Here is a 23887-nt window from a genome sequence, read left to right as displayed (position 1 = left end):
GCGGTACCAACCATAATTGAAGGGGAACTTGAAAAAATCGGAATTTCGTCCAAGATCGAGGCGCGCAAGAAAATTTTACCGCAGGCATAGATGATATTCCGATGATAAAATTTGATTGCGCAACGATGAGATGGGACGAAATGACAATTTTTCAAGGTTCCCTGAAGACGTGAGTAAACGTATGGCACAAGAAACAGGATCGGCAGTATCGTATCAGCGGCTCAATGACATGAAAGAGAGAATGCTTGCCCTGAAGGAGCATCTTTGACTTAGCTGCGAAGAAAGAGGAAGTCGAACAACTCGAGCGGCAGACGCTGGCGCCCGGTTTCTGGTCGGACAAGGATCGGGCCCAGCGGATCCAGAAACAGCTCGGTCAGATGCAGGACATCATCAAGAGTTGGGAGGGATCCTGGCAGGAGATCGAGGAGGCCGAACTGCTGCTTGAGATGGCGGTGGAGGAGCGCGACGAGGAAGCCGAACAAGATGTTGCCCGGAGTCTTGCCGCGATTGAAAAGGACATCGACACTACAGAGCTGGAGTGCATGTTCAGCGGCGAGCATGACGCCAATAATGCGATCGTTTCCATCCATGCCGGCGCCGGCGGCACCGAGGCCCAGGACTGGGTCGACATGCTGATGCGCATGTACCTGCGCTGGGCTGAAGACAAGGGCTTCAAGACAACGATTCTCGATTACCTGGCCGGCGACGAGGCAGGGGTCAAGAGCGTGTCGATTTTTTTCAACGGCAAGTACGCCTATGGTTATCTGCGTTCCGAGCTGGGCATCCACCGTTTGGTACGCATCTCACCTTTTGATGCGAGTGGCAGACGGCACACGTCCTTCGCTTCGGTCATGGTCATGCCGGAGCTTGACGACACGGTGCACGTCGATATCGACGAAAAAGAGCTGCGGATCGACACCTATCGTTCCAGCGGATCGGGCGGACAGCATGTCAACAAGACCGATTCGGCGATCCGCATCACCCATCTGCCCACCGGCATCGTCGTGCAATGTCAGAACGAACGTTCTCAGCATCGCAACAAGGATATGGCCATGAAGATGCTGACCGCCCACCTCTACGAGCGGGAGCGGGAAAAGCAGGCCGAGGAGCAGCAGAGCCTGCATGGCGAAAAGAAGGAAATTGCCTGGGGCAGCCAGATTCGTTCCTATGTCCTGCAGCCGTATCGCTTGATCAAGGATCACCGCACCGACCATGAGATGGGCAATGTTGACGCGGTACTCGACGGTCGTCTCGATTCGTTTATCAAGGCCTATCTGCTCTGGGCCAAGTAAGTGAGTGCTATGAGTGACAGCGATGGCGGCGGCCCGCCGCCGTTCAAGGAAAACAAATGTGCCAAGTGCGGGGCCTGTACCGCCGTCTGTCCGGTTTACCGGGCGAGCGGCAACGAAATCTACAGTGCGCGCGGCAAGCAACATCTGGCCGAAGTGTTTGCCGACCGGCAACCGAGTCCCGTCTTTGAGGATATCTACAGTAAATGTCTGTTGTGCGGCGCCTGTTCAACGGTCTGTCCACGGAAACTCGATATCCCCGAGGAGGTGGCCGCCGCCCGAAGCACCTTTTCAGCTCTGTACGGCGAGCATGGCTACCAGAAATTTTTGGCCAGAAAAGTGCTCGGCCATCCCGTTTTGCTTGGTGCGGCGCGTCTGCTCGGCCGGCCGGCCGCCGAGTTGCTTGGCCGCCGGCTACCGGCTGACAGCGGCCTGCGTCTGCGGTTGGCGCTGTTTAACGAGGCTTCTGGACTGGCCGGTGATCATGCCGCGTCGGAAGTCGCGTCGCCACAGGCGGGCGACTTGACGGAGCTTGCTTATTTCCCCGGTTGTGCCGCCCGCTTTCTCTATCCGGAAATTGTGACCGAGATCGAGAGTGTGCTGGCCGGATTCGGTTATCGACTCCGTATACCTGGTGGTCAGGGCTGTTGCGGACTGGCCATGCAGGCTGCCGGCAAAGCGGATGAAGCGCGCCGGGCGGCCCGTAAGAATATTGGTGCCCTGGAGCAGACCGGTGGTCCGATCCTCGTCTCCTGCGGCTCCTGCTACGCTCACTTGGCCTCCTACCGCCACCTTTTTGCCAACGATGATGAGTGGCGGCAGCGGGCCGAAACGATCAGCGAACGGGTTGTCGAGATCAGTCGTTTTGTTGATGATCTGCTGACCCGCAGGCCCGTTGCCGGCTCCGGTGAGGCGACCAATCTACGCGTCTTTTATCATGATCCCTGTCATCTGCGGCACGGGGCAGGGATTACCGGTGAGCCACGATCAATTCTGCGCAGCCTGCCCGGAGTCGAACTTCTGGAATTACCCGACGGGCCACAATGCTGTGGTCAGGGCGGACTCTTTCACCTCGGAGCGCCGGAGCTTTCGGCCGCGATTCGGGATGATCTGGGTGGCAAGATCCTGGCTCTTCAGCCGGACGTAATCACCACCACCTGCTCGGGGTGCCTGATGCAATTAAAGACTGCGATGGCGGCGGCCGGCAGCGACGTGCCGGTTGTTCATCTGGCGAAACTGGTGAAACAGCGACTGGCGGGTGCCGTCACGCGGAGCGACTGATACAGCCGCTCCGCGTTCCAGGCAGGAAGTAGCGAGGTGGACATCGGGGTCAGCTGAGCAGCGTGTCGATATCGCACGAAGCCAAGCCAAAGGCCTGGGCGACCTGGTCGTAGGTGATATTCCTCGATGCCTATTCACACTGAGTTTGATTTCGCGATTTTCACGACAGGCCTGCTGCCACCGGTAGCATCAAGGGTCTTCTTGCCGGCCACTTTCGTCCGTTGGCAACCGACAATTTTGTCTACCTCTGTCTGACGATTATGTCAAATATTTCAAAATAATCTCCGGAAAAGAGAAAATGTGCAGCGGTTTATTGCTAAATCCGCAAGCGGGGCTCGTTCTCTGTTCGTGCCTCGACACAGTCAGGTTTTCTGACGATCGATCCGGGATTGCAGTGCGGTCGAGCAGCTGCCGCACATCTGGCCACCGCTCTGGTGGCACATACCGGTCAGGCCATGCCGGGTCCGGCCGACCCGGCGCCGGCAGAAATTGATCAGCAATGCCGCACCGACCAGCAGCGGTATCGTCAGCAGCAGGGTGGTAAAAAACAGGGTCATGGTCTTATCCCCCGAAGTCATCGAAGTGAATGTTTTCCGGCTCGACACCGAGGTTGTCGAGCATTTCCAGGACCGAAGAGAGCATCATCGGTGGTCCGCAGATATAATAATGGACGTCTTCCGGAGCGGGGTGGTCCTTGAGGTAGTTATGATAGAGGACCAGGTGGATAAAACCGACATGGCCTTCCCAATTGTCTTCCGGTTGCGGTTGTGACAGGGCCAGGTGAAACGAGAAATTCTCATGTTCACGGGCCAGTTCTTCGAACTCTTCCTGGTAGAAGACTTCTTTCATTGAACGGCCGCCATACCAGAACGAGACCTTCCGGCTGGTCTTGCGCTTCTTGAACAGCTCGAAAATATGGCTGCGCAACGGGGCCATGCCGGCGCCGCCGCCGATATAGATCATCTCTTCGTCGCCGTCTTCGATCAGGAAGTCGCCGTATGGTCCGGAGATGGTGACTTCATCACCGGGCTTGAGGTTGAAAATGTACGATGATGCCTGGCCGGGAGGGGCCACGGGTTCACCTGGAGGCGGACTGGCAATGCGGACGTTGAGCTTGATGATACCTTTTTCACCGGGATAGTTGGCCATCGAGTAGGCACGGGTAACCGGGATGTAGACATGTGATTTGTATTGGAACATCTTGAATTTACGCCAGTCGGCAAGAAAGCGTTCATCGATGTCGAAGCTCTGGTATTCGAGTTCGTGGGGCGGTATCTCGATCTGGATAAAGCCGCCGGCCTTGAAATCGACCTGGTCGTCGGGTGGCAGTTCGAGCACCAGTTCCTTGATGAAGGTGGCCACATTCTCATTTGACTTGACGACGCAGTGCCATTTCTTCGTCTCGAGCATCTCCGGTGGCACCTCGATCTCCAGATCGCGTTTGACCGGGACCTGGCAGGCCAATCGGTAGCCCTCGCGGGCTTCACGACGACTGATCGCCGACTCTTCGGTGGGCAGGATGGCACCGCCTCCTTCCTTGACGATGCAACGACATTGCCCGCAGCTGCCACCGCCGCCGCAAGCCGAGGAGAGATAAATGCCCTGGTCGGCCAGGACGGTGAGCAGTTTGCCGCCCGGTTTGGTTTTCAACTCTTTTTTCTCGTTGACGACGATGTGCAGGTCGCCTCCCGGCAGCAGGGACTTCTTGGCCAGCACAATCAGGCTGACCAGGATGAACTGGATGGTCACAAAAACGGCCACCGCGACTAGGATTTCCTGCATTGCTGCGCCTCCCGTTTATACAGTTGACGACAGATAGTGTGTGCCGGTGTCATCATCATCCTCCCATGCCGGCCAGTCCCATAAAGGAGAGCGCCATCAGGCCGGCAGTGATAAAAGTCATGCCGAGGCCGCGCAGCCCCCCCGGTGGATTGGCGTACTCGCATTTTTCGCGAATGCCGGCCAGCGCCACCACCGCCAGCAGGAAGCCGGCGCCGGCGCCGAAGCCGTAGGCAGCGCTTTCGGCAAAGCTGTAGTCCCGCTCAACCATGAACAGCGATGCTCCGAGTATCGCGCAGTTCACCGTCAAGAGCGGCAAAAAAATGCCGAGCGTGTTGTACAGGGTTGGCACGAAACGGTCGAGCACCATTTCCAGGATCTGGACCACCGCTGCGATCATGCCGATGTAGATGAGCAGGCCGAGAAAGGTCAGATCGACGTCCGGTTGGCCGAGCCAGCTCAGTGCCCCCGGTTTGAGCAGGTAACCGAGCACCAGGTTGTTCAGCGGTACAGTGATTGCAGTTAGGACTAGCACGGCGAGTCCGAGGCCGAGCGCCGGTTTGACCTGCTTCGAGATGGCCAGAAAAGTGCACATCCCGAGGAAAAAACTGAGCGGCAGGTTCTCGATGAAAATCGCCCGGAAGATAATATCGACGTAATGCATCAGCTCTTCTCCTGCTGGGCTGGATCGACGCTCCTGAGTATCCAGATGATCAGCGCGATCAGGAAAAAACCGCTGGCCGGCAGGACCAACATGCCGTTGGCTACGTACCAGCCGCCGTTGGTCGTCAGTTTAAGGATCTCAAAACCGAACAGTGAACCGGAACCGAATAGTTCCCGGACGAAGGCAACGCTCATTAGGATAAAGCCGTAGCCCAGTCCGTTGCCGATGCCGTCTATGAAACTGGCGATCGGCGGGTTGGACATGGCAAACCCTTCGGCGCGGCCCATGATGATGCAATTGGTGATGATCAGGCCGACGAAGATGGACAGCTGTTTGGACAACTCGAAGAAAAAGGCCTTGAGGACCTGATCGACGATAATGACCAGCGTCGCGATAACCATAATCTGAATCCCGATCCGCACCGTGTTGGGGATCTGGAAGCGAACGATGGAGATGGTCAGGTTGGAAAAGGCAGTGACCAATATCACGCAGATCGACATCACGAAAGCGGTGGACATCTGGCCGGTGACCGCCAGTGCCGAACAGATGCCGAGAACCAGCAGGGCAATCGGATTGCGTCTGAATATCGAGCGGAGCAGCAGCTCTTTGCGGGTTTCAGCCATTGAAGCCTCCCTGTTTTCTTATCTGTTCGAAAAACGATTTGAAACCGTGCTCGCCAAACCAGAATTCCATCAACCGGTCGACTCCGTCCGACGTAAGGGTGGCGCCGGAGAGTCCGTCGACGCGGAAGCGCTGCTTTTCCGGATCAACCTGGCTACCGGGTTTCTGCACGGTAAAAGCGAGGTCGCCCCCGTCGTCGTAGAGTTTTTTCCCCTCCCAGGTAGCCTGCCAGCGAGGATTTTCGATCTCACCGCCGAGTCCCGGGGTCTCGCCGTGCTCGTAAAACGATACGCCGGTGATAGTGTTCAGGTCAGCGTCGATGGCAACATAGGCATACATGGTCGACCACAGTCCTTTGCCGCGGACCGGCAGCACCACCTGGCTGACAGCGCCGTCCTGCCGGACCAGGTGGACCAGGGAGTAGGTTTCCAGCCGCCTGATGCCGGCGTCGTCCACCTCTCGCGGCAGCGGTCGGCCGGTCTCGTCCGCCAGGGCCGCTGCCGGTTGGTCGTATACTTCCGGATCAATATCGCTATCATCGACAAAACGGCCGCTGGCCAAATCGATCACCCGCGTTTCGATCACGTCGAACTGCTCGAGTACCGGCACGCCTTCGCGATAGATACCGGCGGCGGCCAGGATATTCTTCTTCTGGTCGAGCGTACGGTTGATCTGCTGGTAGGGCTGCAGGCCGACGGCTGCCAGTGCCACCAGGGTCGAGCAGGCAAACGCGAGCACGAGCACGGAATAGAATGGTTTGAGGGGATGTTCTTCAGCCATGACGGAGCATCCTTCTGTTAACGTTGGCGCGCAGCACGATATGGTCGATCAGCGGGGCGAAGACGTTGCCCATCAAGATGGCCAGCATAACGCCCTCAATGTACGCGGGATTGGCCACCCTGATCAGGATCGACAAAAAGCCGATGAGGAGCCCATAATACCATTGGCCGGTATGGGTTTGAGCGGCGGATACCGGGTCGGTCGCCATGAAGACGAGGCCGAAGGCAAAGCCTCCGAGAACCAGATGCCAGTGGACCGGCACGGCATAGAGCGGATTGCTCGGGTCCGGGACCAGACCGAAGAGCAGGGCGGTGACCACGGCGCCGATCAGCATCGACAGCATGACCCGCCAGGAGCCGATTCCGGTGACGAGCAGCAACGCGGCGCCGAGCAAACAGGCCAAAGTCGAGGTCTCGCCGAGAGAACCGGGGATGGTGCCGAGAAAGGCCTGCAACCAGGTGATGTCGAGGGCGGCGAGCGGGTCGGTCGGGGATGCCTGGGCGAGGGAGGCGAGCGGTGTGGCGCTGCTCAATCCGTCAACCGCGGTCCAGATTTGATCCCCCGTCATCTGGGCAGGGTAGGCGAAATAGATGAAAGCCCGGGAAGCCAGCGCCGGGTTCATAAAATTTTTGCCCACTCCGCCGAATACCTCCTTGGCGAAGATGACGCCGAAGCTGACGCCGACAGCGACCTGCCAGAGCGGGATGGTCGGTGGCAAGGTCAGCGGCAGCAGCAGGCTGGTGACCAGGAAGGCCTCAGAGAACTCGTGACCGCGGATCAGGTTGAACAACGCCTCCCAAATCGAGCCGACAACCACCGTTACTAGGTAGATCGGCAGGAAGTAGAGCGCTCCGTGTACCAGGTTGGATAGCAGCGAGTGCGGGTCGATTCCGACCAATCCCATCACCCCGCCGCGCCAGCCGTCGGGCAGATTGCCCAACTCGGCCAGTACCAGGTTGGCCTGGTAGCCGGTATTCCACAGCGCCATGAAGGTGCAGGGTATCAGCGCGATGATGACCGTGATCATGATGCGTTTCAGGTCGATGGCATCACGGATATGCGGGGCTGTCGTCGTAGATTTGGTGGTCGAGAAGAGAAAAGAGTCGGTGGCCTCGTAGAGGGGGTACCAGCGCTCGAATTTGCCGCCCTTGTCGAAGAGCGGCTTGAGTTCGAGAAAGCGTTTGTTCAGATAATTCATGGGATCGACCGGCAAGGGTTAGCCTTCTATTTCGATTGAGGTCAGCGTTTCACGCAGCATCGGTCCAAAGTCGTTTTTGCCCGGGCAGACGTAGGAGCACAGTGCCAGATCCTCCTCTATCAACTCGAGGCAACCGAGTTGCTTGGCCTTCTCGGTATTGCCTGAAGCGATACTTTTGAGCAGGTATGTCGGGATCATGTCCAGCGGCATCACCTTCTCGTAGGTGCCAAGCGGGAAAATGGCCCGGTGTCCACCCCAGACCGCGGTGTCCAGCGGCAGCGATCCCGGCTTGCGAAAGGCCGACCAGAAGGCCCGGGTCACCGAGAACCGGTCCCCGCCGGGTCGCAGCCAGCCGAAGAAGGACCGGCCGGTACCCTCCGGCAGACAGCTGATCTGCTGGTGATAGCGGCCGAGGAAAGCAACCCGTTCGTCGGCCCGGCGTCCGTCAAGTACCGAGCCGGACAGCAGGCGGGTTGCGTCGCCATCGGCAATCTCGCCGGCGCAGAGTTCACCGATCGCGGCACCGAGCCGGGTGGCCAGGTGGCGCGGTTTCTTGACCGACGGTCCGGCCAGCGACACGATCCGGTCGACGGCCGGCTGTCCGGTGCGCAGCAGGGCGCCGATCGCAGCCACATCCTGGCCGCCGATCTGCCAGACGGTGCGGTGTTCGTTGACCGGGTCGAGAAAATGGATATGGGTCGACGGCAGGCCGGCCGGGTGCGGGCCAGCGAAACCGATCGTTTCGACCCCCGGCAGATCGATCGCAAAGACCCGCCAGTCGGCCGGCAGACAGAGGTAAATCGGCCGGTCGAGCAATCGTTGCAGAGCCGCCAGGCCGGCCAGGAAATCATCCTGGCGGCCGGACAGGACGACCTCCATAGCCGGCGCCAGGGGCGCCGTATCGATAGCGGTGACGAACAACGATACGGGGGTGCTGTCGATGGCCGGAATCTTGCCGTAGGGGCGGGTGCGTAGCGCGCACCAGAGACCGGAATCGATCAGCAGCCGGCGCAGCTCCTCCGGGGAAAATGTGTCGGGGGGGCTGTCCGGGTTACAGAACGACAAGCCCTCTTTGTCAGACAGCTCGATGATCAGCGATTCGAATCGTCGCTTGGCGCCGCGATGGATAGCCACCACTTCGCCGCTGCCCGGTGCGGTGAACTGCACTCCGTCGTTTTTCTTGTCTGAAAAGAGTGGTTGCCCGCAGCGAACATGGTCGCCGACCTCGACCAGCATGGTCGGCTTCATGCCCGGGTAGTCGTCGCCGAGCAGCGCCACCTGCCGGACCGGCGGTCCCTGGGTAAGCTCTTCGGCGGGTCTGCCGCTGATCGGGATGTCGAGCCCCTTGGCGATGCGTATCTGTCTCATGTCAGCTGAAAAATCCCTTGGTCGAGTATTTGTTGAGCTCTTTGTCAAAAAAATAGCCTTCACAATCCGGCAGTGTTGCCAGTAGCGCCAGCGAACGCTCGGCACCGAGCACCATGGTCGCGGTCGCCAGACCGTCGGCTCTGGCCACCGTCGGTGCCAGAATCGAACTGCTGGCGATCTGCAGCGGCGAAAAACCGGTGCGCGGGTCGATGATATGATGGACCGTTCGATCGTCGGTGAAATATTGCAGATAATCACCGGAGGTGGCGATGGCCCGGTCGCTCAGATCAATGGCGTCCATATGCTGAAGATTGTCGCTGCGCGGGTTCCTGATGCCGATATGCCAGGCCTGGCCATCCTGACGTCGGCCGATCACCATCAGATCGCCGCCGGCCTCGACGTAGGCATCGGTAACACCGCTGGCCTGCAGAGCGGCGACCCCCTGGTCAACGATATAGCCCTTGGCGATACCGTCCAGCGTGATGCCGGTACCATGGCGGGCGAGGCGTATCGTGGCCGGGTCTTCAATGAGGATATACCGATAATCGACCAGTTGCAACGTCTCTTCGATGACCGACTGGTCCGGCAGTGTCCCGCTCTGCTTGAACCTGCGATACAGGCCGAGCAGCGGCAGGACGGTGGGGTCGAAGGCGCCGCCGGTCAATTCACTCAGTTCCCGGGACATTCTCAGAACTTCCAGCAGCTCCGGCGGGGCGTTGTGGACGACGCCGCGCCGATTCAAGTTCGACAGCGGACTATCCGTCACATAGGTGCTCAGCATCGAGGATAGTGTCTCCATCCGGTGGATGCAGGCGGTGATTGCCGTCCGACAGAATTGGTCGTCGGCGCCACAGACGGTCAGGTTGACCGTGGTACCCATGAGCGGCTGGCTGTAACGGACGGCAGTCGGCGAGGGAGACCTGCCGAAGGAGAGGTAAAGCACGGAGCCGACAACACCAGCGACGGCGCCAAGCTGCAGCAGACGGCGCCTGGTCAGGCCGGGAGAGCCCGTTGGTGCGGCATTGTTTGCTGGTGACGGAGGTGTCGTGGTCATGGCGCGCTTCGTCTGAGACGGCCGGCAGCGGTTTCGTCGGTGCCGGCGTCTGCTGGGTCGGTTGTCTGGTTCGATTCACAAGAGCCACCTCACTATAACCACTGTGGTGCCACTGGGCAAAAGAAACGTTTGCTGGCAGTGCCCCTGTCGGGTGTGTTAAGATGTCGCCGTCGGGACCGATCAGGCCCGCGTGGTGCTGCGCAGAGAGCGCCTGAGCGGAAGATGAGGGCAGGGAAACCAGACAAGCGATCCGGTCGATGACCGGGGCCACTGCAAAGCGAGGTGTTTGATGGATACCAGCCGTGTCTATGAGAAACTGGGCTTGTTTTATCTGGGCAGGGAGGTTGCGGTCGGTGACGGGACCCCCTCCGAGTTGCCGTTCCTTCTCAAGAGCAAGGACCTGACCACCCATGGCGTGATCATCGGCATGACCGGCAGCGGCAAGACCGGTCTTGGCGTCGGCCTGATCGAAGAGGCGATCATGGACGATATCCCGTCGATCATCGTCGACCCGAAAGGAGATATGGCCAATCTGCTGCTGACCTTCCCCCAGCTGCAGGGAGAGGACTTCACGCAGTGGATCGACCCGGCCGAGGCCTCGCGAAAAAACATGACGATCGACGAACTGGCCGATCAGACCGCCCGCACATGGCGGGACGGCCTGGCTTCCTGGGATCAGGGCAGTGAGCGGATTGAGGCGCTGCATGGTAAGACCGAGATGACGGTCTATACCCCGGGCAGCGGCAGCGGGGCCCCGGTTTCTATCTTGTCCGGGTTTGCGGCGCCTGACGAGCAGTTGTTGCGCGATCAGGACGGGCTCCAGGCACTGGTCGGATCCACCGTTACCAGCCTGTTGTCCCTGGTGCGCGTCGAAGGTGACCCGCTGACCAGCCGGGAACACATTCTCGTATCTTCCATCTTGCTCCATTACTGGCGCAACGGTCAGGATCTGACAATGGAGTCGCTGATCGGCGCCTTGGTCAACCCGCCGTTCGAGACGGTCGGTGTTTTTTCACTGGCCCAGTTTTTCCCCCAGAACGACCGGATGACGCTGGCAATGAAACTCAATAACGTCATTGCCAGTCCGTCATTTGCCTCCTGGCTGCAGGGCGATCCGCTCGATGTTCAGCAGCTGCTCTATGGCGATGAGGGGCGTCCGCGAACCGCAATTTTTTCGATCGCTCACTTGAGCGAGGCGGAACGGATGTTTTTCGTGACCCTGCTCCTCAATGCGGTGATCTCCTGGATGCGGCGGCAGCAGGGTACCTCGTCGCTCAAGGCACTGTTTTACATGGATGAGATCTTCGGTTATTTCCCGCCGACTGCCAATCCCCCGTCGAAACGACCGATGTTACTGCTGCTCAAACAGGCCCGGGCCTACGGCCTCGGGGTCGTGTTGGCCACCCAGAACCCGGTCGATCTCGATTACAAGGGGTTGGCCAATATCGGCAGCTGGTTCATCGGCCGGCTGCAGACGGCCCAGGATCAGGACCGGGTACTGGACGGTATCGTCGGCGCCGGCAGCGGCTTTTCCCGAAATGAGGTGCGCACGCTGCTGGCCGATATGAAGGGGCGCCGGTTCATTCTCGCCTCCGCGCATCGTGACGAGCCGTTACTGTTTGAGACCCGTTGGGTGATGTCATATTTGAAAGGTCCAATCGGGCTTCCCGAGATCGCCACACTGATGAAAGGACGGCGCGGCAGCGGTGGCGCTGCTTCGATGGTGCCGGCCGACCGCGACCACTGGTCCGGACAGCTGTCCGACCAGACTCCGCTGCTCAGCAATGGTATCGACCAGCGCTATTGCCAGCCGCCGCTGCTGGTCGAGCAGCCGGTCTTCCAGCCTTGGCTGGCGGTAGCGGCGTCGGTGCGGTTCTATCAGGCCAGCCGCGCCATCGACGAGGTCAGGCATTGCTCGCTGCGCGTGCCGCTCGATGAATCGTTTGCCCGGATCGACTGGCAGGCGGCCGAGCCGCTGGCGATCGATCTCGACAGCTGTGCTGACGCGCCGCCGTCGAACAGTCTTTTTCGTGGCCTGCCGGCGGAAATAACGGCGATGAGGGACCTGCGGGCAGTTGAACGCGAATTTGCCGATTATCTCTACCAGATGCAGCGACTCGAGTTGCTCCGGGCGCCGGCGGTGAAGCTGGAATCGCGACCGGGTGAGCGCGCGGCCGATTTTCGTGTGCGTATTGGTGATGTGCTTCGGGAGCAGAAAGATGAGGCGGCGGAGAAGGTGCTGACCGGCTTTGCCCGTAAACGGGAACAACTGGCAAAGCGTCTGGAAGCGGCGTATCTCAAGGTGGACAAAGAGCGCGGCGATGTCAGTGCTCGCAAGACGGACAGCTTGATCTCTTTCGGCACAGCCATCCTCGGGGCGGTTCTGGGCCGCAAGGCATTGTCCACGACGACCATGACCAGGACTGCCGGCACCATCAGAAGCGTCGGCCGGGTGGCCAAGGAGAAACAGGATGTCCGCCGAGCGGAAGAAGCGGCAGCTCTGATCGAGCAGCAGATCAATGAGCTTGACGCCGAGCAGCAAGAGGCGATTGCTGCTCTTGCCGACACCTACGACCCGGCCCGGGTCGAGACCGAAACGATTTCGCTGAAACCGCGGCGGGCCGATATCTTCGAGGTCCGGGCCTGCCTGCTCTGGGAAATGGTACCGCCGCCGGCACCGCTGCACGGTTGAACAAGCCGGCAAGCAGTCTGTGCAACGCGGCCGGTCAGCCGTTGAGCACACGCTGCACCGCCCGGCCGAGTTCGCGCAATGAATAGGGCTTTTTCAGGAAGGCGCCGGCCCCGCAACGCAGGGTTGCCTCGACATCCTCGTTGGTGGAATAGCCGCTGACAACCACCGCCTTCTGGCCCGGGGATCGGGAGCAGATTCGGACATAGGTCTCGCGGCCGTTGATGCCGGGGGCCATCTGCATGTCGAGCAGCAACAGGTCTGCCGAAGCGTTTTCCAGATAAACGAGCGCTGCCTCGCCGCTGTCGACCGCCGTTGCCTGGTAGTTCAGCGTGGTGAGCATATGGACGGCGATTTCCCGCAGGTGCTGCTCGTCATCGATGACCAATACTCTCTCGCCGCGGCCCATCAGGTGAACGATGTCCTCCTCCTCGACGACGGTGGCTGCGGGGGCCTCGGCATCCGGCAGGTAGACGGTGAATGCGGAGCCGCTCTCGGAACTGGTCACCACGATCGTGCCGCCGTGCTCCCTGACCGTACTCCAGGCGACAGTGAGCCCCAGTCCGGTGCCGCTGCGCCCCAGCCGTTTTTTGGAAAAGAATGGCTCGAAGATTTTTCCCAGATGCTCCGCATCGATTCCTTTTCCGGTGTCGCAGACCTCAAGTCTAAGGTAGGACCCCGGCGCCAGATCGTGAGGCAGTCGGGTGTCGGTCTCGTCGAGCCGATCGCAACGGATCTCTACCCGGCCGGCTCGCTCAACCGCTTCGAAGGCGTTGATCACCAGGTTCATCACCGCTTTTTCTATATGAATCGGCGAACAGCGGCAAAAAATCGGCTCTGGGTAGGGGGTATAATGGAAGTCGACGTCCGGATGGTGGCGGCGGATCGTGCTGAGTTCGGGAGAGGCAGCAAAGGCACCGACCAGATCGTTGATTTCGACGGTCTCATGCACGGCGGCCGAGTCCCGGGCCACCGTCAGCAGGTCGGCAACGACGGCCGCAGCCCGCTCGCCGGATCGCCGGATCGCTTCGATGGTCGGTCGCAGCGGATCGTTTTGCTCGAGTTTTAAAAGCAGCAGCTCCGGGTAATTGATGATACCGGCCAGGATATTGTTCAAATCGTGGGCCACCCCGCCGGCCATCAGACCGAGCATTTCCATTCTTTGAGATTGCTGGCGTTGCCGCTCCAGTTCCCGGCGTTGACGGTCCATCTCGAGGCGCGCGGTGATGTCGTGGCCGATGATGCTGATATCGATGAGGTGGTGGTTATCATCGAAGTGAATATTGGCGGTGATCAGTAAATGACGAATGGTGTCGTCCTGATGCCTGAGGCGAACTTCCAGGGAGGCGCTCGTCGTTTCTTCCTGCGGCCAGTGCTTGGCGGCATCCTGGAGCAGGTGAAGGTCCTCGGGATAGACAAAGTCGGGTAACGGTCGGCCGATAACCTCGTCGACCTCGAAGCCGGTCAGCCTGACGATGGTATGGTTGGCATAGGAAATCGACAGGTCGTGTTCCAGGCGAAGGACCAGATTGCTCGTCTGCTCGATCAATTCACGGTAATGGAGTTCGCTTTCCCTCAATTGTGATTCCCGTGTCCTGATTGCATCGGCCATGGAGTTGATGTTTTCGGCCAACTGGTCGAGCTCGACAAAGGATCCGGGCGGCAGAACGTCGCCGTAATCTCCCCGGGCGATGATTGCGGTACGATCGGTGATTTCGAAGATCGGGGCAGCAAGACTGCGGGCTCGGTACAGTGAGAAGACGAGTGACAAAGCGGCGGCGCCGCAGATGCCGGCAGCAAAGATGAGCAATACGATGAGCAGCCGCCTGCCCAGGTGATCGAGCGGTTCGGCGAACAGGCAGACCCATTTGGTCGGCTCGATAATGCTGGTGGCGCCGAGATAACGCCTTCCCTGGAAGATAAATTCGCCGGCACGCTCGTCACCGGCCAGGGCTGATGACACGAGGGCGATATTGTTCATCATGATACTGTCGCCGATCAGGGAGGGATCAGGATGGATGATGATTGCTCCGTTCCGGTCGATAACCGCGGTGACCACGTTGTTCCGGCTGAGCCGGGTGATGAGTTGTGCCAGCAGGCTGAGGTTGATGTCGGCGGCCAGCACCGCTTCGCCGGCCGGAACGTAGAGGGTAAGACTGGTCTTGCCGCTGGAGAGCGACAAGAAGGTGTCCGACCATTGCGGTTCGCCGGAGGCCCGGACGGCGGTGAATTCTTGCTTGTGACTCAAGTTGATCCCGAGCAGATCGATCCGTTGGGATTCACGGTCAGCCGGCAGGCCGGCGCTGACGATGCGTCCCCGATCATTGAGCAGATAAATGGAATCGAAATACGTCGAGTCGCGCAGGTGGCTGTTGAGCATCGCTTCTACGGCCTCATGCTGCCAGGCGTCCGGCAGCATCCTGGCAATGGTGCGCAGCACGGAGAGCGGTTGGCCCATAAAGAGCTGAATCTGGCCCCTGGTTCCTTGCGACAGTGTGTCGATGCGCACGAAGAAATCGTCCCTGACGGTCTTGATGACAAACAGCAACGTAAAAAGCGCGATGAGAGCAAGAGGCAGCAGACCGGTGAGGATATGCGAGAGCAGCAGGCTCTGCCTGAGTGTTTTACTGTCGCTCACCGGAAATCCTCGAGGATGACAAAATCGCCGTTGTTGATAACGCCCATATAGGTGGGATGTGACGCGTCGCCGTATCTGTTGATGACAATGTCGCCCTGTAGCCCGGGGAAAGTGGAACGGCGCAGGATAGCCTCTTTGAGCGATTCATCCGGCCCGCGACCGTTTATCGATTCTCCGACGAGCATGACCGCGTTGAAGGCGTGCAGGGCGCCGAACCCCAGATCGCCCTGGTAGACCTGTTCAAAGCGGAGCTTGAAGTCGCGATAGGAGGCGGAACTGCTCTTGCGGTTGAAGAATTGGGAGATGACCGCACCTTCCACCGATTGACCGCCCAGGCTGAGCAATTGTTCGGTGGCCGACCAGTCGGACAGGGCCAGTTGAATGTGCCAGTCGATTTTGTGAACCTGCTGGCAGATCATGGCTGCATCCACCGAATTGGCGACCACGACGAGCACATCGAAATCACGCCTGCGCATCTGCTCTACCAGCGGCAGCAATTGCGCTCCAGGACCGCTGGTGAACGAAAAGGGCTGGATGATGTCGCCGCCGGCCCCGAGGAAGGTTTCCCGGAAGGATTGATACCATTGTTCGGTATAGGCTTGATTGCCGAGATCGTAGATGACCCCGGCCCGCCGGGCATCGGTCCGCTCTCTCAGGTAGCGGGCCATCGTGGTTGCGGCGGTAGTCGAAACGGTGCAGGAGCGAATGAGATTGTCGTCGATATCGCTGAGCAGCGGTGTCGAGGTGGTCGGACTGACCAGCAGCGTCGAGCTCTTGTTGATTATCGGCAGGGTAGCCATGGTCATGGCACTGGTGGTGTGCCCGATGATAACCGGAACCTCGGCGGCCAGCAGCTCGGCAACAGCAGCCCTGGCCAGCGCTTCGTTATGGCCGTCATCCTTGACCAGCAGCTCGACAGGACGGCCGTTGATTCCTCCCTGCTCGTTGATCCGGGCGACGGCCAACTCGGCCCCTCTCCGGCAATCGACTCCAAGATCGGCCGCTTTGCCGGTCAGGCCGCCGATGAACCCGATCGTCAATGGGGCGGGCTGGCGGTTGATCAATAAGACAGCTGCCGGTACGAACAGCGCCGCGGCAAGCACGATGAGAAAAGTCGACCTTTTCGTTAATCGCATGCTTTTCCCTTTTCTCTTCAGTTCGGGATCATTCACCACCAGGCAGTTGTTCGACAGCCGCCCAGGGTCAGGAGCTTGTCATACTTCATAGTAGCCAAAAGGCGATCAAAGAGCAAAACTTCGCAGCTAGAGACGAGCCGTTCCCGGTGGGAGAGTGCAACCAGTTGTGGGAAAGGTTTCGGCCGATCCTTTGCTGACTGTCAGGACTTGTCAGGTTGTTGCCGCCGCATCGCCGCTTTTCGTCTTTTTGCCGGTTTTCTTTCCCTGATAATGTTTGCGTGCCAGCGTTCCGACTTGCTGGACATCGATGCCGACATCGTCTTTGGGTGAGACGATGCACAATTGATATTTCAGCAGCCGTTTGCCCGGATTGGTTTGCTTGTAAATCCGAACGACGCCGATAATCGGCAGATCCTGGACCTCGGCGAAGATATCGTCGGGAGAAAAGGTTATGTGGCGGCGCTTCAATTCGCCAAGCAGTTGTTTCGTTACCGATTCGAACGTAAAGGTGGCGAATTCACCAAACCTGCCGATACCGAGGATCCGAGTCAGACCGGTGTAGTTATTGTCTTTGTATCTGGTGTCGTGGCAGACTACCACATAGGGCGGGAAGAGGACGTTGCCGTCGGAGCTCAACACCCTGTCGCGGGTTCGGTCGAGATCGACGGTGAAACGTTCGGTTTGTTTGATTGAGAAGTTGAGTTCGGTTTTATAATAAGCAAAAAACATCGGCGGTTCGATCAAGCCTACCGATATGCATGAACTGATCCGGGTACGGGCGCCGTATGGTGGTTTCATGTAGGTCGGACAATGGCTTTTGATGATGTCGTCGGAGCTGATTTCGATAACCGGACCTGTGCCCACTTTCTTTGAACGGCGATGAGCGGCTTTTTTATAGGTGAATATTCTCCGGGCGGCCTTGGAGAAGAAGCCGCTGTCCAGGTTGACGCTGGTGGCGATGCCGTCCGGGTAGAGCAGGGTCGCGTTGTCGTTGCGCATCGCATCCCTGATCTTGCGGCGGAACTCTGTTCCGGTTATGGAACCATACGGTTCGTAGCGGATAAATCGCTCATCGACGTCCTGGTAAATCAGGCCACCGGGAATGAAGATGGCGCCCTTGTTGTCGAAGCGGCCGGTGGCGCCTTCGTCGTCGACGCCGGGAAGAAAACCCATCCGGTCACGTTCCAGCATGCGCCACAAGGTATCAAAGCGGATAGCGATGATTTCCTTGATCAGTTCGTTGTCGATGATGTCTTTTTTGGTGATCATTGCCCGGTCCGGATGGTTGGCTCCTGGCCCATCGGTGACGATGAGACCGACGACTTGCTTCAGTTTAGAGCATATTCGTCAGAAAAACAATTGGCTATCGAGTTGCTTGCCGCCCGGGCGACGGAGCGTCGTCGACAATCTCCATGACACTCCGTTGCTTTTGCGGGCGGCCTGCTCCGGATCGTGTGGCTCGCTACCTGCGTATCCTGGTCGGCGGGGCGGCGCCCGGCGCCGCTTGTGTTGCCGGTGGCGTGGTGAGGGGAACTGTTCCGGTCGGCAGGGATCGGCGCCGATCAGTCAGGCAGGTCCTGATAATGGTCTGGTAGGTGTCCCAGTCGCTGGTGGCCAGGGCGCCCTGTTTGGCAAAGGCGATCTCGTGACGGTGCATGGCTTCCTCCTGTGGAAAGGTAGAGAGTTGCAGGCGAGATCCCGGAAAATAAAAACCCCCGGGATCGATTTTCGATCCGGGGGCCCTGTCCCACAGATACCGTTCCGGTAATCCCTATTCCGCGGGGATTGGTCCGATCATCATCAAGGCAGGTCTTCTGACTCTCGGATCGTCCGCTGCACCGCGCCTTCCCGATAATATTCAGTGGCATGTGCGTTGCGCGTCCCCGGTTACAGCGGCGGGCCCGTTCCCGATTCGCACGGGATTCCCTCTTCGGTCTCAAGGACACCCTGATATCTGAGGAATAGCTGCCGGCCGGCCGTTTGTCAACAAAAACTAGCGGAAAGGCGGCCGGGGTTAGTGGTTGTGTCGCAGGGTGATCGTCACCACCGAGGTTGATCATTATTTTGGTCTTGCGCTCACAATAGTCCTTGCGGGCAATCTCTGAGGTGGTTATGTTATGAGCAAATGATCAATACGGAGGAGCGATGCCGCGACCCAAAAAACTCAGATTTATCTCCGGCAGTACCGAGGTGGGCAGTTATATCCCGGAGAATGTTGAACCGACCGGAGTGATCGATTTGTCCATGGAAGGGTTGGAGGCCATCAGGCTCACCGATTATGAAAAACTCGACCAGGAAACAGCCGCACAGCGTATGGGCGTCTCTCGTCAGACCTATGGCAGAGTTTTGGCCCAGGCCCGGCAGGCAGTCGCCACGGCACTGGTAACGAGGCAGAGGCTGCGTATCGACGGCGGTGCCTATTGCCTGGGGTCCCCCGGGCACGGCAGGCAACGTCGCCGGCACCGGGGCTGGAAGTAGACTGATGATAAGAAGCTTCGGTTTTTACGAATCACCGGTTCACCGATTCGCGCCGATGCGATTCCAGACGGAATCGACCGGCGGAGACGGTGGACACCATCACAGGAGGAGACATGATGCCGCAAAAAGATGGTAACGGGCCGCTGGACCCGGACCAGAGAGATCAGGTGGATAAACGGTCGAATGATCGCCCGGACAATCTCGGAACGCAGCGCCCCGGTCGTGGTCTTGGCCGTGGCGGCGGTCAGGGACGGCGAGACGGCACCGGCGGCGGCAAGGGCCGCGGCGGTGGCGGTCGCGGCGGTCGGCGCGGGCAAAACGGCTGACCCCGATTGCCCGCAAGAGAGCCATATACAATAATGGAGGTACGATATGCCAGGATTTGACAGAACAGGACCCATGGGCGGCGGACCGATGACCGGCGGCGGATTCGGCAGGTGTGCCGGCGGAGATCGGGCCGGCATGTATTATGGTTGCGGCTTTGGTCGCGGTCGCGGTTTCGGCCGCGGCTTCGGCCGAAACGTACCCGTCGCGGTCCCCGGGGCACGGATGGCCGCTCCGGAAGACGAACTCGAGTATCTGACTTCGGAAGCGCAGCGGCTCGAGCAACATCTGCAAACGATCAATCGACAGATAGAAGATCTGAAGCACAAGACCGAATAATACCTATCTGACTTGCAGCAACCAAGCCATTGTTCCTCGTCAGGAGGAACAATGGCTTTTTTTGTCGGGTGCCGGCAACCGCAAATCTATTAAAATATTTTTTAATTCAAATGATTGATGGCTTCTGGAGCAATAAAATGACCAGATCTCTGATTTTTTGTTGACAAGCATGGAGGCGCACGGTAATTAACTATAATCGGAACCTAATTACTATTATAGTAAAAAAATGATGCCAGCCAACGAATCCTATTTTTCCAAGTCACTCGAGAAAGGACTGAAAATCCTTGCCCTGTTCAATCGGGAGACGCCCGCGCTCAACCAGACCGAGATCGCCAAAAAACTCGGACTGAATATGACTTCGACCTACCGCTATATCAATACGCTGGTGGAGATGGGTTATCTGGAGAAAGAAGAGTCGACCAAACTGATCAGGCCGTCGATCTTTTGCCTGGCTTTCTGCAATAATCTGATGCGGGCTTCAGACCATCGGCGTCTGATCAAGACCATTGTCGACGATATCCACGCGCGTTTCAATATTACCATCGATGTCGCGCTTTCCGTGGATGACGACATGATGCGCATTTACCACCGGGAAGCGGCGGATACGCTGACGTACACGTTGCCCGACTTTACGAGAAATTGTCTGCATACGACCGCCCTCGGGAAAGCCTATCTCGCTTCATTACCGGACCCGGAATTGCGTGCCAGAGTTGCAACACTTGATCTTTCTCCCCGGACGAACCGCACGGTTACCGAGCGCAGTGCTCTGCTCGAAGAACTGCTCGAGGCCAAGCGTAACGGGTATGCGATGAACGTCGAGGAATACTTGCCCGGTCTGATCGCCATAGCGGCGCCACTCATTCATCCCTTTACCGGCCGCGGCGTCGGCGGAGTGTCGTTTGATTTTTCGGTTCTGCAGCGTCGTCCCGACGAGATCGTCGAACAGTACGCCCCTCTGGTCATTGATCTGGCGGCCCGGCTGTCAGCCGCCATTCCGCTCGATGATCGGCAGCGCGGCTAATAGTTTTCCCGGCGATCGAGCTCCCTTCGGTCGCTCCTCCATTGCTGATGCGAGGTGATTTGCGATGAACGCTTCAACGACACAAAACCCTCTTTTCTATCAAACCTCGTCGCACATTCCGCTCGTGTCGCGCGCGGAGGGGATCTATATCTGGGACGAGGACGGTAAGCGTTACATGGACGGCAGCTCCGGGGCGATCATCTGCAATATCGGTCATGGCGATCCGGCGGTTCTCGATGCGATCACGCAGCAGGCCCAATCGACGTTCTTCACCTATCGCACCCAGTTTGAAAACGGACCGGCAGTTGAACTGGCACAGCAACTGGTACATCATGCGGCCTCCAGCCTGAGCCGGGTTTTTTATGTTTCCGGCGGGTCAGAGGCCGTCGAATCGGCCATCAAGCTATGCCGGACCTATCACCTGAGCCGCGGTGACGGCGGCCGATACCTGTTCATCAGCCGGTTCCCTTCCTATCACGGTTCGACGCTCGGGGCACTGGCGCTCACCAGTTATGCCCCGCTGGAAATCCATTACCGGCCGATGATCAAATCGGCTCCGAAAATTCCGGCGCCGTATTGTTATCGCTGTCATTACGGGCAGTCGTATCCGACCTGTTCACTGTCCTGCGCCCATGCCTTGGAAACGATGATTAAACAACTCGGTCCGGAAAATGTGGCCGGGTTCGTGGCCGAGCCGATTGGCGGAGCGAGTACCGGCGCCCTGCCACCGCCCGACGATTACTTTGCGGTCATCCGGAAGATATGTGACAAATACTCGATCTTACTGATACTTGACGAGGTTATGACCGGATTCGGCCGAACGGGAAAGCTGTTTGCTTATCAACATTGGGATCTTCAGGCCGATATCGTGGCCCTGTCCAAAGGCATGGCCTCAGGCTATTTCCCGCTCGGAGCGGTGATGTGCCGTGGTGATATCGTTGACAGCGTCCTGGCGACCGGCGGTTTTCCGCACGGCCACACGTATGCCGGCAATCCGATGGCCTGTGCGGTCGGTCGGGCAGTGCTCAAGCGGATTGTCGATGACGGTCTGGCCGACCGGGCTGCAGCAATGGGCGAGCGACTCCTGCAGGGCCTCCGGCGCCTGGCAGTCAAATATCCGATTATCGGCGAGGTGCGCGGCAAAGGGCTGTTGACGGCCCTGGAGTTCGTCAGCGACCGGGACACGCGCACCCCGTTTGCCGATCACCTGCAGGTGGGCAACTTGGTCACCGCCCGGGCCTTTGCCAACGGGTTGATAGTCTATCCCCGGCGATCGATCAACGGGCTTTCCGGCGACCACATCCTGGTTGCCCCTCCGCTGATCATCAAGGAAACGGAGGTGGACGAGCTGCTCGACAGGCTGGGTCGTAGTCTGGATGAGGCATCGACCCGGTTGGCCGGTGCCTGAGGCTGTTCTGGTGCTGGCCGTTCCACAAGGCATTGAATCCGCCGGGCGGACTCAATGTGAACAGTGCAACCGACAACAAGAGGAGAGAGTCTCATGAAGCGAACAATGACCGTTGTAATGACCTTTCTGGTGGCCGCTTTTCTGTTTCTGCAACCGGCCTGTGCCGATGACCTTCAGCGAATCAAGGCGAAGGGCGAATTGACCATGGCCATGAGCGGCCAGTACCCGCCTTTCAATTTCGTCAACGACAAGAATGAACTGGCTGGCTTCGATGTCGAGATCGGCAAAGAGATTGCCCGTCGGATCGGGGTGACCGGTGTCCCGATCAGCACTGCCTGGGACGGTATCATTGCCGGTCTGTTGGCGAAAAAACACGATCTGATCTGCGGCAGCATGGCCATCACCGAAGAGCGGCTCAAGTCGATTGATTTTTCCGACCATTACTATCGATCCGGCGCGCAGATGTTTGTCAAGAAGGGGTCGCCGATTACCTCGGTGGACGATCTGGCCGGCAAAAAGATCGGGGTGACGTTGGGCACCACCTTCGAAACATGGATCAGGGAACATATCAAGGATGTAGATATCCGCACCTACAAGGGTGACCCGGATATTATCTTGGAGGTGACCAACGGTCGTCTTGACGGGTTTGTCACCGACCGGATCGTCGGCGCCCTGGCCATCAAGGACAAAGGTGCGCCGATCCAGATGGTTGGGGATCTGCTCTATGAAGAAAAAATGGGCATAGCGATGCGCCAGGACAATCCAGAACTCAAGCAGGCCATCAACGAAGCGTTGCAGGCCATGAAAGACGACGGAACCTACAAAGAAATCTCGATGAAATGGCTTGGTATCGATGTCCGCTAAGTCCCGATCATTCGCTCTGGACCGCCGGGATCCGGCTGATCTCGGCGGCGTTGCCCGGCATTGATCGCCGTCCGTTAAGGGTGCGATGCGGGGTAGTCTCTCCGCCTTGAGGATTGCGTACCCGGGAAGAGCAGGTTCTTCCCGGGTGACAGGTTCTCGCACCGGGCCGCAGGTGGAAGTATTCTGAACCGGCTGTTCCGTTACCGTCTTGTCTCGTGTGGCGAGAACCTTAGAGGTAACGATCGTTCCGGTTTGTACGAGGCCGTTAAAACAGGAACCGCGTATGTTCGATTGGAATATCATCATTCACTATTTCCCGTTTTTTGTCACCGGGGCGCTGTTGACCCTGAAAATCTCCATTTTGTCCCTGTTATTCGGACTAATATTCGGTCTGATCGCGGCATTGTGCAAGCTGTCGATCAATCCATTGCTCCGTTGGCCGGCGGTCTTCTACGTCTGGCTGATTCGTTCCACACCGTTGCTGGTGCAGTTGTTCATCATCTATTTCGGCCTGCCGCAGATCGGGATAGACCTGGGGCCGTTTTTTTCCGGGGTTCTCGGTCTGGCCTTGAACGTCGGTGCCTATAATGCGGAAACCATCCGCGGCGGCATCATTTCGGTGCCCTACGGCCAGACGGAGGCGGCCCGGTCGCTCGGCATGAACGGAGCACTGGCGATGCGCCGGATCATCCTGCCACAGGCCCTGCGCATCATCATCCCGCCGTTGGGCAACAATTTCGTTATCCTGATCAAGGACACCTCGCTCGTCTCAACCATCACCGTCGTCGAACTTACCCTGACCGCTCAACGTCTCATCGGTTCCACGTATAAACCGTTCGAGATGTACGTGATGGCGGCGGTCCTGTATGCCGTTTTGACTTCTTCAGCCAGTCTGCTGCTCACTTGGGTGGAGAAGCGTACCCGCACGGAGGCTCGAAGATCATGACATCGCATTC

The 23887-nt window shown here is 58.7% G+C and carries 22 protein-coding genes and 1 riboswitch; of the genes, 10 read left to right on the top strand and 12 right to left on the bottom strand.

The genetic code is table 11. The features are described 5' to 3' along the window. The first annotated feature begins 181 nt into the window (after window positions 1–181). Both prfB and BUC26_RS01290 read left to right on the top strand, forming a co-directional pair. A protein-coding gene (gene prfB / locus BUC26_RS01295; RefSeq protein ID WP_143165874.1) for a peptide chain release factor 2 occupies window positions 182–1292 on the top strand; the annotation gives its coding sequence in 2 pieces (ribosomal slippage) (window positions 182–265 and window positions 267–1292; 1110 coding nt in all). Between the two features lie 9 nt (window positions 1293–1301). After that, the gene (locus BUC26_RS01290) at window positions 1302–2570 is read left to right on the top strand and encodes a (Fe-S)-binding protein (RefSeq protein WP_073373018.1); all 1269 of its coding nucleotides are present in this window, start codon (window positions 1302–1304) and stop codon (window positions 2568–2570) included. Window positions 2571–2932: 362 nt separating this feature from the next. Here the strand turns inward: BUC26_RS01290 and BUC26_RS01285 are convergent, their stop codons facing one another. From BUC26_RS01285 to BUC26_RS01250, 8 genes are read right to left on the bottom strand one after another with little or no spacing between them, the layout of a single operon-like run. Continuing rightward, window positions 2933–3127, bottom strand: a complete 195-nt coding sequence (locus BUC26_RS01285; protein WP_073373017.1) for a hypothetical protein — start codon at window positions 3125–3127, stop codon at window positions 2933–2935. A 4-nt stretch (window positions 3128–3131) separates the two neighbouring features. Continuing rightward, a complete protein-coding gene (gene nqrF, locus BUC26_RS01280) occupies window positions 3132–4352 on the bottom strand; it encodes an NADH:ubiquinone reductase (Na(+)-transporting) subunit F (protein WP_073373016.1) in 1221 nt (406 codons plus the stop codon). Between the two features lie 55 nt (window positions 4353–4407). Further along, window positions 4408–5013, bottom strand: a complete 606-nt coding sequence (gene nqrE, locus BUC26_RS01275) for an NADH:ubiquinone reductase (Na(+)-transporting) subunit E (RefSeq protein ID WP_244155750.1) — start codon at window positions 5011–5013, stop codon at window positions 4408–4410. Next, window positions 5013–5636 (bottom strand): NADH:ubiquinone reductase (Na(+)-transporting) subunit D, encoded by a 624-nt coding sequence (locus tag BUC26_RS01270; RefSeq protein ID WP_073373014.1) that lies wholly within the window; start codon window positions 5634–5636, stop codon window positions 5013–5015. Before BUC26_RS01270 ends, nqrE begins: the two co-directional genes overlap by 1 nt. Then, window positions 5629–6414: a Na(+)-translocating NADH-quinone reductase subunit C gene (locus tag BUC26_RS01265; RefSeq protein WP_073373013.1), complete on the bottom strand. Its 786-nt coding sequence runs from the start codon at window positions 6412–6414 to the stop codon at window positions 5629–5631. Before BUC26_RS01265 ends, BUC26_RS01270 begins: the two co-directional genes overlap by 8 nt. Beyond that, window positions 6407–7612: an NADH:ubiquinone reductase (Na(+)-transporting) subunit B gene (locus BUC26_RS01260; protein ID WP_073373012.1), complete on the bottom strand. Its 1206-nt coding sequence runs from the start codon at window positions 7610–7612 to the stop codon at window positions 6407–6409. The genes BUC26_RS01265 and BUC26_RS01260 overlap by 8 nt, the downstream gene beginning before the upstream one ends. 18 nt (window positions 7613–7630) lie before the next feature. Beyond that, window positions 7631–8980, bottom strand: coding sequence for a Na(+)-translocating NADH-quinone reductase subunit A (locus tag BUC26_RS01255; RefSeq protein ID WP_073373011.1), 1350 nt, complete (start codon window positions 8978–8980; stop codon window positions 7631–7633). 1 nt (window position 8981) lies between these two features. Then, window positions 8982–10034: an FAD:protein FMN transferase gene (locus BUC26_RS01250; protein WP_073373010.1), complete on the bottom strand. Its 1053-nt coding sequence runs from the start codon at window positions 10032–10034 to the stop codon at window positions 8982–8984. Window positions 10035–10323: 289 nt separating this feature from the next. Here BUC26_RS01250 and BUC26_RS01245 point away from each other — a divergent pair, with 289 nt between their 5' ends. Continuing rightward, the gene (locus BUC26_RS01245; RefSeq protein WP_073373009.1) at window positions 10324–12726 is read left to right on the top strand and encodes an ATP-binding protein; all 2403 of its coding nucleotides are present in this window, start codon (window positions 10324–10326) and stop codon (window positions 12724–12726) included. Between the two features lie 34 nt (window positions 12727–12760). Here BUC26_RS01245 and BUC26_RS01240 read toward each other — a convergent pair whose 3' ends face one another. From BUC26_RS01240 to BUC26_RS01225, 4 genes are all read right to left on the bottom strand, one after another. Then, window positions 12761–15361 carry an ATP-binding protein gene (locus BUC26_RS01240; RefSeq protein ID WP_073373008.1) on the bottom strand — a complete coding sequence of 867 codons (2601 nt, stop codon included), beginning with the start codon at window positions 15359–15361 and terminating at the stop codon, window positions 12761–12763. After that, window positions 15358–16497: an ABC transporter substrate-binding protein gene (locus tag BUC26_RS01235; protein ID WP_073373007.1), complete on the bottom strand. Its 1140-nt coding sequence runs from the start codon at window positions 16495–16497 to the stop codon at window positions 15358–15360. Before BUC26_RS01235 ends, BUC26_RS01240 begins: the two co-directional genes overlap by 4 nt. A gap of 210 nt (window positions 16498–16707) precedes the next feature. Beyond that, window positions 16708–17766, bottom strand: a complete 1059-nt coding sequence (locus tag BUC26_RS01230) for a hypothetical protein (protein WP_073373006.1) — start codon at window positions 17764–17766, stop codon at window positions 16708–16710. 193 nt (window positions 17767–17959) lie between these two features. Beyond that, window positions 17960–18154 carry a hypothetical protein gene (locus tag BUC26_RS01225; RefSeq protein ID WP_073373005.1) on the bottom strand — a complete coding sequence of 65 codons (195 nt, stop codon included), beginning with the start codon at window positions 18152–18154 and terminating at the stop codon, window positions 17960–17962. Window positions 18155–18284: 130 nt separating this feature from the next. Further along, window positions 18285–18462, bottom strand: a riboswitch (cobalamin riboswitch). Between the two features lie 180 nt (window positions 18463–18642). On the opposite strand from BUC26_RS01225, the gene BUC26_RS01220 reads away from it, so the two are divergent. The 7 genes from BUC26_RS01220 to BUC26_RS01190 all read left to right on the top strand — a co-directional run bounded on the left by BUC26_RS01220 (window position 18643) and on the right by BUC26_RS01190 (window position 23877). Further along, complete coding sequence (locus tag BUC26_RS01220; protein ID WP_073373004.1) at window positions 18643–18975, top strand: DUF134 domain-containing protein; 333 nt, start codon at window positions 18643–18645, stop codon at window positions 18973–18975. A 113-nt stretch (window positions 18976–19088) separates the two neighbouring features. Next, window positions 19089–19301: a hypothetical protein gene (locus tag BUC26_RS01215; protein ID WP_073373003.1), complete on the top strand. Its 213-nt coding sequence runs from the start codon at window positions 19089–19091 to the stop codon at window positions 19299–19301. Between the two features lie 46 nt (window positions 19302–19347). Continuing rightward, a complete protein-coding gene (locus BUC26_RS01210; RefSeq protein WP_073373002.1) occupies window positions 19348–19638 on the top strand; it encodes a DUF5320 family protein in 291 nt (96 codons plus the stop codon). A 226-nt stretch (window positions 19639–19864) separates the two neighbouring features. Continuing rightward, the gene (locus BUC26_RS01205; RefSeq protein WP_073373001.1) at window positions 19865–20659 is read left to right on the top strand and encodes an IclR family transcriptional regulator; all 795 of its coding nucleotides are present in this window, start codon (window positions 19865–19867) and stop codon (window positions 20657–20659) included. Between the two features lie 64 nt (window positions 20660–20723). Continuing rightward, complete coding sequence (locus BUC26_RS01200; RefSeq protein ID WP_073373000.1) at window positions 20724–22067, top strand: aminotransferase family protein; 1344 nt, start codon at window positions 20724–20726, stop codon at window positions 22065–22067. Between the two features lie 93 nt (window positions 22068–22160). Further along, entirely contained in the window at window positions 22161–22931 is a 771-nt protein-coding gene (locus BUC26_RS01195) for an ABC transporter substrate-binding protein (RefSeq protein ID WP_073372999.1), read from the top strand. 283 nt (window positions 22932–23214) lie between these two features. Further along, window positions 23215–23877, top strand: coding sequence for an amino acid ABC transporter permease (locus tag BUC26_RS01190; RefSeq protein ID WP_073372998.1), 663 nt, complete (start codon window positions 23215–23217; stop codon window positions 23875–23877). Window positions 23878–23887 lie beyond the last annotated feature (10 nt).

Origin of the sequence: Desulfofustis glycolicus DSM 9705 (assembly GCF_900130015.1) — a bacterium.
Classification (GTDB): Bacteria; Desulfobacterota; Desulfobulbia; order Desulfobulbales; family Desulfocapsaceae; genus Desulfofustis; species Desulfofustis glycolicus.
The sequence above is the reverse complement of the archived record's forward strand: the minus strand, read 5'-3'. Positions and strand labels throughout refer to the sequence as shown.

What these genes read in the sequence shown, in the direction of transcription:
- BUC26_RS01215 (WP_073373003.1), top strand. Translation starts at nt 19,089, where the DNA reads ATGATGCCGCAAAAAGATGGTAACGGGCCGCTGGACCCGGACCAGAGA.
- BUC26_RS01245 (WP_073373009.1), top strand. Translation starts at nt 10,324, where the DNA reads ATGGATACCAGCCGTGTCTATGAGAAACTGGGCTTGTTTTATCTGGGC.
- BUC26_RS01285 (WP_073373017.1), bottom strand. Translation starts at nt 3,127, where the DNA reads ATGACCCTGTTTTTTACCACCCTGCTGCTGACGATACCGCTGCTGGTC.
- BUC26_RS01290 (WP_073373018.1), top strand. Translation starts at nt 1,302, where the DNA reads ATGAGTGACAGCGATGGCGGCGGCCCGCCGCCGTTCAAGGAAAACAAA.
- BUC26_RS01230 (WP_073373006.1), bottom strand. Translation starts at nt 17,766, where the DNA reads ATGATCACCAAAAAAGACATCATCGACAACGAACTGATCAAGGAAATC.
- BUC26_RS01250 (WP_073373010.1), bottom strand. Translation starts at nt 10,034, where the DNA reads ATGACCACGACACCTCCGTCACCAGCAAACAATGCCGCACCAACGGGC.
- BUC26_RS01265 (WP_073373013.1), bottom strand. Translation starts at nt 6,414, where the DNA reads ATGGCTGAAGAACATCCCCTCAAACCATTCTATTCCGTGCTCGTGCTC.
- BUC26_RS01195 (WP_073372999.1), top strand. Translation starts at nt 22,161, where the DNA reads ATGAAGCGAACAATGACCGTTGTAATGACCTTTCTGGTGGCCGCTTTT.
- BUC26_RS01200 (WP_073373000.1), top strand. Translation starts at nt 20,724, where the DNA reads ATGAACGCTTCAACGACACAAAACCCTCTTTTCTATCAAACCTCGTCG.
- BUC26_RS01225 (WP_073373005.1), bottom strand. Translation starts at nt 18,154, where the DNA reads ATGCACCGTCACGAGATCGCCTTTGCCAAACAGGGCGCCCTGGCCACC.
- BUC26_RS01220 (WP_073373004.1), top strand. Translation starts at nt 18,643, where the DNA reads ATGCCGCGACCCAAAAAACTCAGATTTATCTCCGGCAGTACCGAGGTG.
- BUC26_RS01205 (WP_073373001.1), top strand. Translation starts at nt 19,865, where the DNA reads ATGATGCCAGCCAACGAATCCTATTTTTCCAAGTCACTCGAGAAAGGA.
- BUC26_RS01190 (WP_073372998.1), top strand. Translation starts at nt 23,215, where the DNA reads ATGTTCGATTGGAATATCATCATTCACTATTTCCCGTTTTTTGTCACC.
- BUC26_RS01270 (WP_073373014.1), bottom strand. Translation starts at nt 5,636, where the DNA reads ATGGCTGAAACCCGCAAAGAGCTGCTGCTCCGCTCGATATTCAGACGC.
- BUC26_RS01260 (WP_073373012.1), bottom strand. Translation starts at nt 7,612, where the DNA reads ATGAATTATCTGAACAAACGCTTTCTCGAACTCAAGCCGCTCTTCGAC.
- nqrE (WP_244155750.1), bottom strand. Translation starts at nt 5,013, where the DNA reads ATGCATTACGTCGATATTATCTTCCGGGCGATTTTCATCGAGAACCTG.
- BUC26_RS01255 (WP_073373011.1), bottom strand. Translation starts at nt 8,980, where the DNA reads ATGAGACAGATACGCATCGCCAAGGGGCTCGACATCCCGATCAGCGGC.
- BUC26_RS01210 (WP_073373002.1), top strand. Translation starts at nt 19,348, where the DNA reads ATGCCAGGATTTGACAGAACAGGACCCATGGGCGGCGGACCGATGACC.
- BUC26_RS01235 (WP_073373007.1), bottom strand. Translation starts at nt 16,497, where the DNA reads ATGCGATTAACGAAAAGGTCGACTTTTCTCATCGTGCTTGCCGCGGCG.
- nqrF (WP_073373016.1), bottom strand. Translation starts at nt 4,352, where the DNA reads ATGCAGGAAATCCTAGTCGCGGTGGCCGTTTTTGTGACCATCCAGTTC.